This is a genomic window from Devosia sp. XK-2, from assembly GCF_037113415.1.
GTDB lineage: Bacteria > Pseudomonadota > Alphaproteobacteria > Rhizobiales > Devosiaceae > Devosia.
Genome location: NZ_CP146608.1, coordinates 811480 through 824381, shown reverse-complemented (window position 1 = coordinate 824381; position 12902 = coordinate 811480). Strand labels below are relative to the sequence as shown.

Annotated in this window: 11 protein-coding genes and 2 tRNA genes; 8 read left to right on the top strand and 5 right to left on the bottom strand. The window is 61.2% G+C overall.

What is annotated here, in order from left to right:
- Positions 1–201 precede the first annotated feature (201 nt).
- Positions 202–276, bottom strand: a tRNA-Gln gene (locus V8Z65_RS04035).
- A 174-nt stretch (positions 277–450) separates the two neighbouring features.
- Between V8Z65_RS04035 and V8Z65_RS04030 the strand changes: the two genes are divergently transcribed.
- Positions 451–527, top strand: a tRNA-Pro gene (locus V8Z65_RS04030).
- A 105-nt stretch (positions 528–632) separates the two neighbouring features.
- On the opposite strand, the gene V8Z65_RS04025 is transcribed toward V8Z65_RS04030, so the two are convergent.
- Both V8Z65_RS04025 and V8Z65_RS04020 read right to left on the bottom strand, forming a co-directional pair.
- Positions 633–1898, bottom strand: a complete 1266-nt coding sequence (locus V8Z65_RS04025; RefSeq protein ID WP_338722704.1) for an HAD family hydrolase — start codon at positions 1896–1898, stop codon at positions 633–635.
- Positions 1899–2012: 114 nt separating this feature from the next.
- Positions 2013–3020, bottom strand: a complete 1008-nt coding sequence (locus tag V8Z65_RS04020; RefSeq protein WP_338722702.1) for a LacI family DNA-binding transcriptional regulator — start codon at positions 3018–3020, stop codon at positions 2013–2015.
- A 222-nt stretch (positions 3021–3242) separates the two neighbouring features.
- Between V8Z65_RS04020 and V8Z65_RS04015 the strand changes: the two genes are divergently transcribed.
- The 6 genes from V8Z65_RS04015 to ugpC all read left to right on the top strand — a co-directional run bounded on the left by V8Z65_RS04015 (position 3243) and on the right by ugpC (position 9653).
- Positions 3243–4553, top strand: a complete 1311-nt coding sequence (locus V8Z65_RS04015) for an alpha-L-fucosidase (RefSeq protein WP_338722700.1) — start codon at positions 3243–3245, stop codon at positions 4551–4553.
- A 31-nt stretch (positions 4554–4584) separates the two neighbouring features.
- Positions 4585–5463 (top strand): DUF4037 domain-containing protein, encoded by an 879-nt coding sequence (locus V8Z65_RS04010; protein ID WP_338722698.1) that lies wholly within the window; start codon positions 4585–4587, stop codon positions 5461–5463.
- Complete coding sequence (locus tag V8Z65_RS04005) at positions 5460–6674, top strand: sugar ABC transporter substrate-binding protein (protein ID WP_338722696.1); 1215 nt, start codon at positions 5460–5462, stop codon at positions 6672–6674. The genes V8Z65_RS04010 and V8Z65_RS04005 overlap by 4 nt, the downstream gene beginning before the upstream one ends.
- Before the next feature lie 62 nt (positions 6675–6736).
- Positions 6737–7672: a sugar ABC transporter permease gene (locus V8Z65_RS04000; protein ID WP_338722694.1), complete on the top strand. Its 936-nt coding sequence runs from the start codon at positions 6737–6739 to the stop codon at positions 7670–7672.
- Complete coding sequence (locus V8Z65_RS03995) at positions 7662–8510, top strand: carbohydrate ABC transporter permease (RefSeq protein WP_338722692.1); 849 nt, start codon at positions 7662–7664, stop codon at positions 8508–8510. The genes V8Z65_RS04000 and V8Z65_RS03995 overlap by 11 nt, the downstream gene beginning before the upstream one ends.
- A 72-nt stretch (positions 8511–8582) precedes the next feature.
- Positions 8583–9653 (top strand): sn-glycerol-3-phosphate ABC transporter ATP-binding protein UgpC, encoded by a 1071-nt coding sequence (gene ugpC, locus V8Z65_RS03990; protein ID WP_338722690.1) that lies wholly within the window; start codon positions 8583–8585, stop codon positions 9651–9653.
- Positions 9654–9864: 211 nt separating this feature from the next.
- Here the strand turns inward: ugpC and V8Z65_RS03985 are convergent, their stop codons facing one another.
- Entirely contained in the window at positions 9865–10479 is a 615-nt protein-coding gene (locus tag V8Z65_RS03985) for a biotin transporter BioY (protein ID WP_338722689.1), read from the bottom strand.
- A gap of 92 nt (positions 10480–10571) precedes the next feature.
- Here V8Z65_RS03985 and V8Z65_RS03980 point away from each other — a divergent pair, with 92 nt between their 5' ends.
- Positions 10572–11489 carry an MBL fold metallo-hydrolase gene (locus tag V8Z65_RS03980; RefSeq protein ID WP_338722688.1) on the top strand — a complete coding sequence of 306 codons (918 nt, stop codon included), beginning with the start codon at positions 10572–10574 and terminating at the stop codon, positions 11487–11489.
- A gap of 247 nt (positions 11490–11736) precedes the next feature.
- Here the strand turns inward: V8Z65_RS03980 and aroC are convergent, their stop codons facing one another.
- On the bottom strand, positions 11737–12858 hold the full coding sequence (aroC, locus tag V8Z65_RS03975) for a chorismate synthase (protein ID WP_338722687.1): 1122 nt from the start codon (positions 12856–12858) through the stop codon (positions 11737–11739).
- Positions 12859–12902 lie beyond the last annotated feature (44 nt).

The following is a 12902-nucleotide window of genomic DNA, read 5'->3' as shown; positions in this document are numbered from 1 at the left end:
AATGCCCCCTCGTGCGGCTTGTAAAAAAGCGCACACTTTCAGCGACGGCGCTATCGACGCCGAAAAGCCAACTTGTACCGGACAGGCCGGATGACCTTCGGCTTTGGTCGGGAAAGATGGCCATGCTCCGGGCATGACACGCGATCGTTCGGAGACCGGGCATAAGCGCGGTGAGGCACAGGCAGTAATTCTAAGGATTGCTGGCTGGGGCGCCAGGATTCGAACCTGGGAATGGCGGTACCAAAAACCGCTGCCTTACCACTTGGCGACGCCCCAACTTGGTGCCGGTTCCTACACGGTTCGAGCGCGCCGCGCAACACGATCTGAGCAGTCGATAAAAGGTTGTGACAACCGCTTGAACACGGAAGGGACCGCGGCTATAAAGCCGCCACATCGCGACGGGTCCGGTGCATTTCCGGTCTGATATTTCCCGATATGTCGCATGTCTGACGGAGTATAGCGCAGCCTGGTAGCGCACCTGCTTCGGGAGCAGGGGGTCGCGTGTTCGAATCACGCTACTCCGACCAATCAGCCCCGGCATCCTCGGATGTCGGGGTTTTTCGTGTCTTAAGGTACTCGGTAACTGCTGTGGCAGTTACATCGCCAATCGGCCCAGCGGGCGGGCTGATCGATCAGGTGAGACCCGGATTATGTCCGTTTCTGGCCATTTGGCGTTCGATTTCTGCCAGGAGGCCAGGCAGTTCGCCGGGGCTGCGGATGGTGAAGCGGGGCACCTCGTCGGCGCTGGCGGGCACACGGCTGCGTCGATGCGACCAGCTCTGCCAGATAGACACGATGCCCAGGCGATTGGCGCCGCCGATATCGCGCTCGAGATGATTGCCGACCATTACCACGGCGCCAGCATCCGTGGCCTCCAGGCCAAGACCCCGCAATGCCTTTTCGAACATGCGTCGATCCGGTTTCTGGCACCGTTCGGTCTCCGAAATCACCTTGACTTCGAAATGGGGATAGATGCCATGCCCTCCCAGCACGGTCTCGAAGCTGCGGACATGGCCATCGGCCACCAGGGCGAGGCGATAACCTTCCGCGGCCAGCGCCTCGACCATTTCCAGGGCGCCGGGAATGAGCTCGGCCCCGGTCACATAACCGTCTGCGTCCAACACTTCGCTGCCTTCATCAACCAGGGTGTCGCCGCTGTCGAGCAGCACCGCCTTGAGCAGGGGTTGCTCGGCCCGCACTTGGGCGAGCACGTCGCGGACGCGGCCGGGTATCCAACTCGCCAGTTCCGGCCAAGTGCAAACGTCCAGCTCGGCCAGATCGACGGCCTGACCGAAACGGAAGACCGGCGCGAAGGGCCGCGCCTGAAGATAGCGTTTGACTGCGCGATGGTCCTCGGCCGTGACCGGTCCAATGGCGGTGCGGAACATGTCATTGATCAGCACACCGCCACGGCCGGCCAGTTCGCCGCAGCAGAGTTCGGTCTGCTCGCGGGCTTTGTCCTGCCCGGCCACCGTGGCCGTGAAGGCATGCTTGCCCGGGGTCGATATCAGTGTGATGCGACCATCGACCAGCGGCAGACCGCCATCGGAGCCGGTCATGGCGAATTTCCCGCCATGAGAGCTTGCCTCAACCGCGACGATCCGGTCGGCGGCGTCCAGCATGAGCCAGATATGCTCCAGCTCGTAGAGGTGCTGCACGTCCCAATCCCACCAGATGGCGTATTCGATAATGCGATGAACACCTGACTCGAAAGCGATATCCAGCCCGGTCGAGGGCGACGGCCCCGGAGCGTCCAGCACGCTAACCCCCACCCTGCTGGGCAGGAACGGCTCATTGTCCGAAAACAGAATGACCGGCGCCAAATCTCGGGCCAAGGCAAGCTGGGCGGCAGAACTGGAGGCAGGCGACGTGTCCGTGACCTGGGCAATGGATTGCATGACAATGGCTCTTGAATACGTTTTGGCTGCGGTCTTCTAGTCGGGTTTGGCGGTTCCATACAAGGCGCAGAGCCGACGATGGAAATTAGCGGCCGCCTTCTCCCGGCCCCTGCCCTACAAGCGGCGGCAGGAGGTGCCCGGCACGAATTTTGGCGCAAACACAAAGTTCTGCGCCGGCTCGGCGCCTGCATCGGGATCGGTGATGCGGTGCAACAGGCGGCGAGCAATAGTATTGCCCAATTGCAGCGTATCTTGCACGACCATGGTGATGCGTGGCGTGATCACCGAACTCCACTGTACATTGTCGATCATGGCGAGCGAGATGTCGTCAGGACAGGAAAAGCCCAGCTCCTGCAGGGCCTGCAGGGCCGCCAGCGCCACTGCATTATTGGCACCCAATATTGCCGTGGGTCGCTCTGGCTGAATTAAGAGCCGCATGGCCGCTTCATAGCCGGCGGTCCGGGTGAATTGCCCATCGACGACGAAATTGGGATTCACCTCGACCCCGGCGCTGGCCATGGTTTCCACGAAGCCGCGATGACGCTCGCTGGCCGTGTGCATATGCTTGGGTCCGGCGATAAAGGCGATCTTGCGATGCCCCAGTTGCAGCAGATGCTCGGTCAGCATGGCGCCGGCCAAGTAGTTGTCCGAACCCACAAAGTCCCGCTCGATGCCCGCCACCTTCTGGTCGAAGCAGACCATGGGCACTTTGATGGACTGGATGAAGTCCACATAGTCCTGCCCGAAACTGGAGGGCGCCAGAGCCAGCCCCGCGACCTTGAGACCGATCAGATGCTCGAGCAATGCCCGTTCACGCTCAGTCTTGCCCGATGAGTCGGTGACCAGCACGAAATGATCGTGCTCAAGCGCATAGTTTTCCAGCTCGCGACGAATGTCGCCGAAAAAGGGATTACCCACATTGCCAACCACGAAGCCGATCATGCGGCTGCGGCCGCGCGCCAGGCTCTGCGCCAGCGGGTCGGCGACATAGCCCACGGCTGTCGCGGCGGCACGAATTTTCTCCAGCGTTCCGGCGCTGACCCGGCTCGGATTGCTGAAGGCCAAAGACACTGTCGAAACAGATACTTGGGCTAGTTTGGCGACGTCCCTGATGTTGGCCATTCAGCCTTTCTCGAACCGCTTCTACGCAACTGTAACATGGGCCAAAGGTCGTCTCCCGCGTCCCTTGGCAGCGAAATGCGTAGCATTTGCTGTCCTTTTTGCAAAGCAATATGCGTGGCGCAGCCGGTTTTCCGATTGCTGTTGACAAGCGCCATAACGGATTCAATGATATCTATCGAACCGGTTCGATCAAATCCGGAGGAGGAGCAGTTGGAAAACGCTATGACAATTGGCGGTGGCATGGATGCGAGCGAAGGCAAGGCTTGGTTCACTCAGGACCGGTTCGGGATGTTTATCCATTTTGGGCTCTATGCCCTGGCCGCACGACATGAGTGGGTGCAGCATCGCGAGGAAATTTCGCCGGCTGATTATCGGAAATACTTCGAGAATTTCGACCCGGACCTATACGATCCGCGCGAATGGGCGCGCCGGGCACGCGAAGCGGGCATGAAATATGTGGTGCTGACGGCCAAGCATCATGAAGGCTTTTGCCTCTGGGACAGCAAGCATACTGACTACAAGGCCACCAATACGCCATACGGCAAGGATCTGCTGAAGGCCTATGTGGAAGCGTATCGCGCGGAGGGCCTCAAGGTCGGGTTCTATTATTCCCTCATCGACTGGCACCATCCCGAATTTCCGATAGACGGCATCCATCCGCTGCGTAATCACCCCGATGCGCTGGAGATGAACAAGAGCCGCGATGTGCGCAAATATGCCGAATATATGCGCAACCAGGTCACCGAACTGCTGACCGATTTCGGTGAAATCTCGGTGATCTGGTTCGACTTCTCCTACCCCAAGCGCGACTATCGCGGCATGCCCGGCAAGGGGCGCAATGATTGGGAAAGCGAGGAGCTGGTCGGGCTGGTGCGCAAGCTGCAACCCAATATCATCGTTGGGGACCGGCTCGATCTGCCGACCGATGGCAATTTCCCCAAGGATCTGGCGACGCCCGAGCAATATACGCCGCGCGTGGCGCCAACGGTGAACGGCAAGCCCGTGCGTTGGGAGGTGTGTCACACCTTCTCCGGCTCGTGGGGCTATCACCGTGACGAGACCACGTGGAAGGATGCGGCCCAGCTGATCAACATTCTCGTGGATACCGTATCTCTGGGCGGCAATCTGCTGATGAATGTGGGGCCGACAGCTCGCGGAACCTTCGACGCACGCGCCAATAAGGCTCTTGAAACATATGGCGAATGGATGCGGCTCAACAGCCGGTCCATCTACGGGGCCGGCCCGTCCGAATACGTGGCGCCGACAGGCTGCAAGTTCACCCAGAGGGGCAATCGGCTCTATCTTCACATCCAGACTTGGCCGTTCCGCCATATTCATATCGAGGGGCTCGGGCGCAAGGTCAAATATGCCCAGTTCCTACACGATGCCAGCGAGGTTCACTGGCTCGATCCGGATGCGGACGTGGACTCCAACATTGGCGTTGCCGTGGGCAATGGCATGCTGACCCTGGAACTGCCGGTGCTCAAACCCGACGTGGTGTCGCCCGTGGTCGAACTGATCCTTAAGGACTGAGAGGAGAGCGGCCCGCCCGGTGCACAACGCCATGAGCCAGGAAGCCGAATTGATAGCCGCGATGACCCCGCTCATTGCGGACCTGGCCGAGAACGGCAGGGGCGCTGTCGCCCTTGCCGGCTCGCGGGGCAAGGGGCGGGCCGATGCGCAATCGGATTACGACTTCCGAGTCTATGCCCACGACTATCGGGCGCCGGACATCAGACACACCGAGCAATGGAACCGGTTCGAAGCGGCGCGGCTGGACTGGGAGGCAAAGGGCATTCGCATGGATGGCGTCTGGATGCGCTCCTATGCGGGTGTGCATCGCGACCTCGCCGCCTGGGTCGATGGCACGCCAGTGCCCAAGGAATTCGAATGGACGATCTGGGGGTATCAACTCCCCACGGACCTGTTCAACCAACAGATCATCTATGATCCGGAAGGGCAGCTTGCCGATTGGCGGGCGCAATTGGCCACCTATCCCGAACGATTGCGCACCGCCCTGTTGCGCCATTATCGCGAAATCCTGGCCTATTGGGCCGGTGACTATCATTTTGCCAGCAAAGTCGTGCGGCGGGACCTCGTGTTCCTGGTCGGCCTGACCGGCAAGCTCGCCAATGCCATTCTGCAGGTCGTTTTTGCGCTCAACCGCGTCTACTACCCCGGCGACGGGTGGAACCTGCCCATGGCGGCCGAACTGCCCCTTGTTCCCAAGGATTTCATATCGCGGATGGAGGCCATTGTGTCGCCGGGGCAAGACCCAGGCGCCTGGAGCCGCCAACGCCAGAACATCATCGCCATGGTCATGGACCTGGAGGCGCTGATCGTGGCCGTCGATGGCCAGAACTACCAAACCGGTCCCACAGAAGGCCGGACCATATCAACCAAACAGATTTCACATCACGCCGCTGAGGAGAAACTGCCGTGAAGTTCAATCTTTTGCTCGCCGCTGGCCTTTTGGCCGGCAGTTCGCTGATATCTGCCAGCCAGGCTCAGGACCAGATCAATCTGACCTGGCAGATGTGGGGCGATGAGAACGATACCGCCCTGTGGCAAAGTCTGGCGGACCTGGTGACCGAGGAATATCCCAATATCACCGTCACTCCGCAGATCTCGGGCTGGACCGACTATTGGACCCGCCTGCCGGTGCTAGCCTCGTCAGGCCAGATTGCCGACCTGGTCGCCATGCAGTCCATGCGTATGCCCAGCTTCTATTCGGTTCTGGAGCCTCTCGACCCCTATTTCGAAAGCGACGGCTTCGACACGTCGGTTTTTGAATCCTCAATTATCGCCGGTCTTGGGCATGACGGCACGCAATATGCCCTGCCCTACGATGTGGGCCCCTGGATGGTCTACTATAATCGCGACAAATTTGCCGAGGCCGGTCTGGGCGATCCGGCGCTTGACTGGACATTCGACGACTTCAAGGCCGCCGCCAACGCGCTCACCGAGGGTGAGAACTACGGCTATGCCGTTCAGGCCTTCGACTTCGTGGCCGGTCCGGTGGCCCTGGGCGCCGAATATTTCGATGACGGCAACAATTTCGCCGTGACCAATCCGGGCTATTCCGAAGCCGTCGGTAAATTCGTCGACCTCGTCGCGGTCGATCATGCCTCCCCGGTCTTTGCCTCGGGCACCGGTGCCATTACCGGCAGCGGCCGTTTCGCTTCGGGCAACGCGGCCATGTATATCGATGGGCCCTGGGTGCTGCTCAACACCAAGGACAGCGTGGATTTCGAAATCGGCGTGGCGCCGCTGCCGCGCGGTGAAGGCGAGTCCCGCTTCATTACCGCCGGTTCGGGGTGGGGCATTTCGGCCACCAGCCAGAACAAGGAAGCGGCCTATAAGGCCCTGCAGGTCCTGACCGGCCCGAAAGCGGCCGAAATCCTGGCTTCAGCGGGCCGAGCGCTGCCGGGCCGTCTGGCAGAACAATCCTATTGGTATGATGTGGCGGCGCAGGACGTGCACAGGACACACGAAGTCCTGGCCTATATGTTCGACCACTCCACCCCGTTCCGCCTCAACGAATATTGGAACGAGTTCGAGAACCTGATCACCCAGTATATGCCGCTGGCGCTCAACGGCGACTCCACCACCGATGCGGTGCTGACCGATATCCAGAACCAGTTGCCATTCTAAGGATGGGTGCCCGGCCGGCACGTCCGGCCGGGTTCCCGCACTGACCGGAGGGGAGGAGCCCAATGACGGCCATAGAGGACACTGCGGCGCCCGCGCCGCTCATACGATCCCGGCACAGAAGCCGGCTTGACCGGCGGGAAGGGCGCGCGGCGTTCTTCTTCCTGCTGCCCGGCCTTATCGGCATGGTGCTCTTCCTGATCGTACCGATCATCGCTTCGGTCGTTCTGAGCTTCACCAATTGGAAGCTGCTGGGCACGCCCGAATTCGTGGGCATCTCCAATTATGTCCGGCTCTTTACCGCCGACCCGCAATTCTGGCCGGTCGTGCGCAACACGCTGTTCTTCACCGCCGAATATCTGGTGCTGAACATCGTGATCTCACTGGGGCTGGCTGTGTGGATATCCAGCCTCAAGATGGGACAGCGATGGTTCAGGGTGATCTTCTTCCTCCCGACCTTCACCCCGGGCATCGCTGTCGCCATCGTCTGGATGCTCATCTTCTCGCCGGGCGGGTTCTTCGATTATGTGATGGGTGCGCTTTCGGTGCAGGTGCCCTCCATGCTGACCGACCAGACCCTGGCCATGCAGGCGGTCATCATCGTCTCGATCTGGGCCGGCGTGGGCTACAATACCGTGCTGTTCAACGCCGCCCTCGACATGGTGCCGCAAAGCTATCTCGAAGCGGCCCGCATCGATGGCGCGACCGCTTGGGACCGGTTCTGGAAAATCCGCCTGCCGCTGATCTCTCCCACCCTGTTCTTCGGCACGGTGATGACGGCGATCACATCGCTGCAGGTCTTCGACCAGATCTATGTGATGACGCGCGGCGGCCCCGGCAATGCCACCTCCACGCTCGGCTACGCTATCTATCAGCGTGGCTTCCAGAATTTCCAGATGGGTTACGCCTCGACCATCGCCTGGGTGATGTTCGCCATGATCATGGCACTGACGGCGGTGCAGTTCTGGCTCCAGCGCAAATGGGTGCATTATGACAACTAGAACCCGTTCCGGTCGCGCCCTGGCGCTCGATATTCTCAATCATGGCGCACTGACACTTGTGGCGCTGCTGTTCCTGTTTCCATTCTTCTGGATGGTGTCCAATGCCGTGCGCAGCAATGCCGAAGTGTTGGCCATTCCAGTTCGCCTGCTGCCCAATGTGTTCGAGTGGGACAATTTCGCCAAAGCCTGGACACAACTTCCGTTCGGGCGCTTCTTTCTCAACAGCATGATCGTTTCGGTCAGCGTTACCCTGATCACAGTGGTGGTCTCGTGCCTCTCCGGCTATGCCTTTGCCCGGCTGAAATTTCCGGGCCGTGACGCGCTGCTGATGGCCTATCTCGGCACATTGATGGTGCCGGCCATCATGCTGATCATTCCGCTTTTTCTGATCGTGAACAATATGGGCATGGTCAACACCTTCCAGGGCGTCATCCTGCCGGTCTCGTTTGGAACGTTCGGCGCTTTCCTGATGCGGCAGTTTTTCCTGTCCATCCCCATGGAGCTGGAAGAGGCGGCCCGCATCGACGGGGCCTCGCGCCTGCGGATTCTCATCAGCATCATCGTGCCGCTGTCCATGCCCGCCATCGGGCTGCTATCGCTCTTCACCTTTATCGGGCAGTGGAACAATTTCCTCTGGCCGCTGATCGTGATGACGGGATCGGACAATGCCACCCTGCCGGTGGGCCTGACCTATTTCCAGTCGCAGCAGGGCACGCAGTGGAACTTCATCATGGCGGGCGCCGCACTCTCGATGCTGCCCGGCATCATCCTGGCCATCCTGCTGCAGAAGCTGATCTACAACTCCATTGCGCTCAACGCCGGCATGGGCGGCCGCTGAAACATTGTTTTCGCGCCTCCGCTCAGGTCAGTTCGCGCCTGTCCGGAGACGCTCCAGGGAGAGGAGGCCGATATGGCCAGTGTTACAATCCGCAATGCCATCAAGACCTACGGCGCGTTCGAAATCCTGCATGGGGTTTCTCTGGCCGCACGGGACGGCGAATTTGTCGTGCTGGTCGGACCTTCGGGCTGCGGCAAGTCCACGCTTTTGCGCATGATTGCCGGGCTCGAAAGCATCACGGATGGTGAAATCGAGATCGGCCGCCGCGTCGTCAACGAGCTCGAGCCCAAGGAACGCGACATCGCCATGGTATTCCAGTCCTATGCGCTTTACCCGCATATGAGCGTGCGCGAGAACATGGCCTTCTCCCTGCGGTTGGCCAAGCGGCCTCGCCTGGAGATCGAGGCCGAGGTGAACCGCGCGGCTGAAATCCTAGCCCTTGAACCGCTGCTCGACCGCTATCCACGCCAGCTCTCGGGCGGACAGCGCCAACGCGTCGCCATGGGCCGCGCCATCGTGCGCAACCCGGCCGTCTTCCTGTTCGACGAGCCCTTGTCCAATCTCGATGCCAAGCTGCGCGTGCAGATGCGCGGCGAGATCAAGGCGCTGCATGCCCGGCTGGGCGCGACCATGATCTATGTGACCCACGATCAGATGGAAGCGATGACCATGGCCGACCGTATCGTGGTGATGCGGGCCGGCCAGATCGAACAGGTCGGCTCGCCGCTCGATATCTACGACAACCCTGCCAACAGCTTCGTTGCCAGTTTTATCGGTTCGCCATCGATGAATCTGATCGACGGAACCGTAATCGAGCACGACGGCGCTGTCGTCATGCGCGATGACAACGGCAGCAATTGGCACCTGCCCTCCGGCGCGCGCAAGCATATGGGCCGCGCGGTCACCATCGGCATACGCCCCGAACATATCGTGGCCGCCGATGGTGCTATTAGCGGCATCGTCAGCAGTATCGACCCGACAGGCTCGGAGACACATCTGCAGGTGGCTGTCGGCTCCGGCGAGATAACCGTGGTTCTGCGAGATCGGTTTACGGGCACGGTGGGCTCGACGCTCTCCATCGCCAACAATCCTGATCGTGTCAGCCTGTTCAGCCGCGAAACCGGCGCGCGCCTCGACTGGTGACGACGCCGTCTGCTGCCGCGGCGCTTTGGGGTCAGATCGTTTCACATTCGCCTGGAGCGCAGACCAATGGGACACGCCATACGCGTCGTGCAAGGCCCTGGTATCAAGGCCAGTTTTTCCCGACCCACATATGATACGGCGTCGATACTTCAGGCGGAACAAGAAAAGGCCCGCATCGCTGCGGGCCTTTCTCATTCGATTGTGTCTGCGCTTAGCGCTTGGCGCCAAACAGGCCCCAGAGCCCGGTGACGGTCAGTGCGGCAAAGGCCATTTTGAGCGTGTCCCAGACGAGGAAGGGCTGGACAGCCTTGGCAAAGGCGGAGGCCACGACATCGTTCTGGTCGACCCAGGTGGCCTGACCGGCCATGGTCACGAGCCAGGCAAAGCCAAAAGCATAAAGAACGGCGGTCGCGACAAGCATCGCCCCAAAGAGCGTAAGCGGGCGGCTGGAGGCGCCACGGTCGGCCGCGTAGCCGATGATAGCGGCCTGGGCCAGGAAGCCGATCAGGAAGCCGCCGGTCGGGCCGACGAGATAGGCCATGCCGCCGCCGGTCGCGAAGACGGGCAGGCCCATAGCACCTTCGATCAGGTACGCGGCGACGGTGGCGACGCCGATGCGCATGCCGAAGGCAGCGGCCAGCGCGGCGATGGCAAAGCTCTGCAGGGTCACCGGAACCGGCCAAACCGGGACGTTGACCTTGGCGGCAGCAGTGATGAGCATCGTGCCGAGCAGGACGATTGCGGCGTTGGTTGCCAGCTTGGCGACACTGCCCTTGGGCTGGAATGCACCGAGCAGTGTGTTGGGCGTGGTCAAAGTCACAGCCATTTCATACCTTCCGTAATTGATAGGGACCAACCCCCTCCCGGGGTGGTCTGGTCCGGACCAAAGCTTATTACGGTTTCGTTACACGGCGCGCAATGGCCAGCACTTTCAGACCCATCCAGTTCGATACCCGGTTCGACCCCCAAACGAGCCGGCCGGTCGCCCTGGCGGCCGGCATAGTCAGGGTCACCGCCCCCAATGCCTCGCCCTATACGTTCACCGGCACGAACTCATTTATCGTTGGGCACCATCGACTTGCGCTGATCGATCCCGGGCCTGACGATGCCGCCCATGAGGCCGCTCTTCTCGCAGCCATCGGGGGGCGTCCGGTTACAGCAATCCTTCTCACGCATACCCATCGCGACCACAGCGCATTGGCAAAAGCATTGGCACGTAGGCTCGATGCACCGCTCTGCTTCGGCGGACGGCATCGCCTCTCACGCCCTTTGCGGCGATTCGAACGCAATCCGATCCGCAATTCCTGCGATTGGGATCTGGCGCCGGACCGGACCTTGCGTGATGGGGAGACAATTATGGCGGGTGACTTGAACCTATCGGTCCACACGACGCCCGGTCATTGCGCCAACCATCTCGCCTTTGGCCTCACCGACCGCGACATCCTCTTTTCCGGCGATCATGTCATGGGCTGGAATTCCACTCTGGTTTCGGTGCCTGATGGCTCGATGGCGGACTATTTCGCCTCATTGGACAAGGTCATCGCCTTGCCCTATCACCGCTATCTGCCTGGCCATGGTGGCGAAATCGCCGACGGACCGGCACATGCAGCGGCCCTTAAAGCCCACCGAGAAATGCGAAATGAACAGTTGCTCGAGGCTGTCCGCAATGGGGCACACACAATTGGCGCTGTCGTCGACGCCATCTATCCCACCCAGCCGGTCAAGGTGCGAATGGCCGCGCGCATGACCATGATGGCGCATGTGGAATATCTGGAGGGGCTGGGGAAGCTGAAAGTGAGACGCGGGATTTTCGGGATGCGGCTCAGTCTCGCCTGACCACCAGAGCGCTCCCTCCCCTTAATGGGGAGAGTAGCGTCCCTTGGTCCACAGGACCGTAGCAAAGGGGGGCGGGTGACTCATCAGAGTGGAGTGCGAGGTTCACCACACCCTCATTCCCTCCCCATCAAGGGGAGGGAGGCGATGAACATGGGCATGGTCGCCGGACGCTCGTTCTGGCCCGCCATTCGAGCATAGCTCTCCTGGCCTTCTCGCCTTGCTGGGCTCCACTGGAGCCTTGCATCGGCTAGAGCCGACCGCCTTCGAAGCCCACCGCCCCCTCGCGCCCGGTCTGCCCGCGGTGCCGCAGCATGTGGTCGGCCAGAACCAGCGCCATCATAGCCTCGCCCACCGGCACCGCGCGGATGCCCACGCAGGGATCGTGGCGGCCTTTGGTGATGATGTCGGTGTCCTCATTGGTGGTGGTCACCGTCTGGCGCGGGGTCAGGATCGACGAGGTCGGCTTGACCGCGAAACGGCAGACAATCGGATCGCCATTGGAGACGCCGCCAAGAATGCCGCCGGCCTGGTTTGAGAGGAAATAGGGCTTGTCGGCCCCGGCCCGCATCTGGTCGGCGTTCTCGACACCGGTAAGGCTCGCCGCCTCGAAGCCGGCCCCGATTTCGACGGCCTTGACCGCATTGATGCTCATCATGGCCGAGGCCAGATCGGCACTCAATTTGCCATAGATCGGTGCGCCCCAGCCGGCGGGTACACCTTCGGCGACCACTTCGATGACGGCGCCGACCGAATTACCTTCCTTGCGCAGAGCATCGAGATAGTCCGCCCAGAGCACGGCGGCTTTGGGATCGGCGCAGAAGAACGGGTTTTCGCCAACGATGTCCCAATCGAAATTGGCATAGTCGATCTTGTGCGGCCCCATCTGTACCAGGCTTGCGCGGATGGTGATGCCGGCCAGCACCTGGCGCGCCACCGCGCCGGCAGCGACACGGGCCGCCGTCTCGCGGGCCGAGGTACGGCCACCGCCGCGATAGTCGCGAATGCCGTATTTCTGGTCGTAGGTATAGTCTGCGTGGCCGGGACGGTATTTGTCGCGGATGTCCGAATAGTCCTTGGAGCGCTGATCGGTATTCTCGATCATCAGCGAGATCGGCGTGCCGGTGGTGCGCGGCCCGTCGGTGCGTTCGTCCTCGAAAACGCCCGAAAGAATCTTCACCTCGTCCGGCTCACGGCGCTGGGTGGTGAACTTGGACTGGCCGGGCTTGCGGCGGTCGAGATCGCGCTGGATCATTTCAGGCGTCAGTGTCAGCCCCGGTGGGCAGCCGTCGATGACGACGCCGAGCGCCGGCCCATGGCTTTCGCCCCAGGTGGTGAAACGGAAAAGATGCCCGAAAGTGTTGAAAGACATGGCGCGGTCCCGGTTATGCGGGCGTTTTAGGCGGCGCTGCCTTC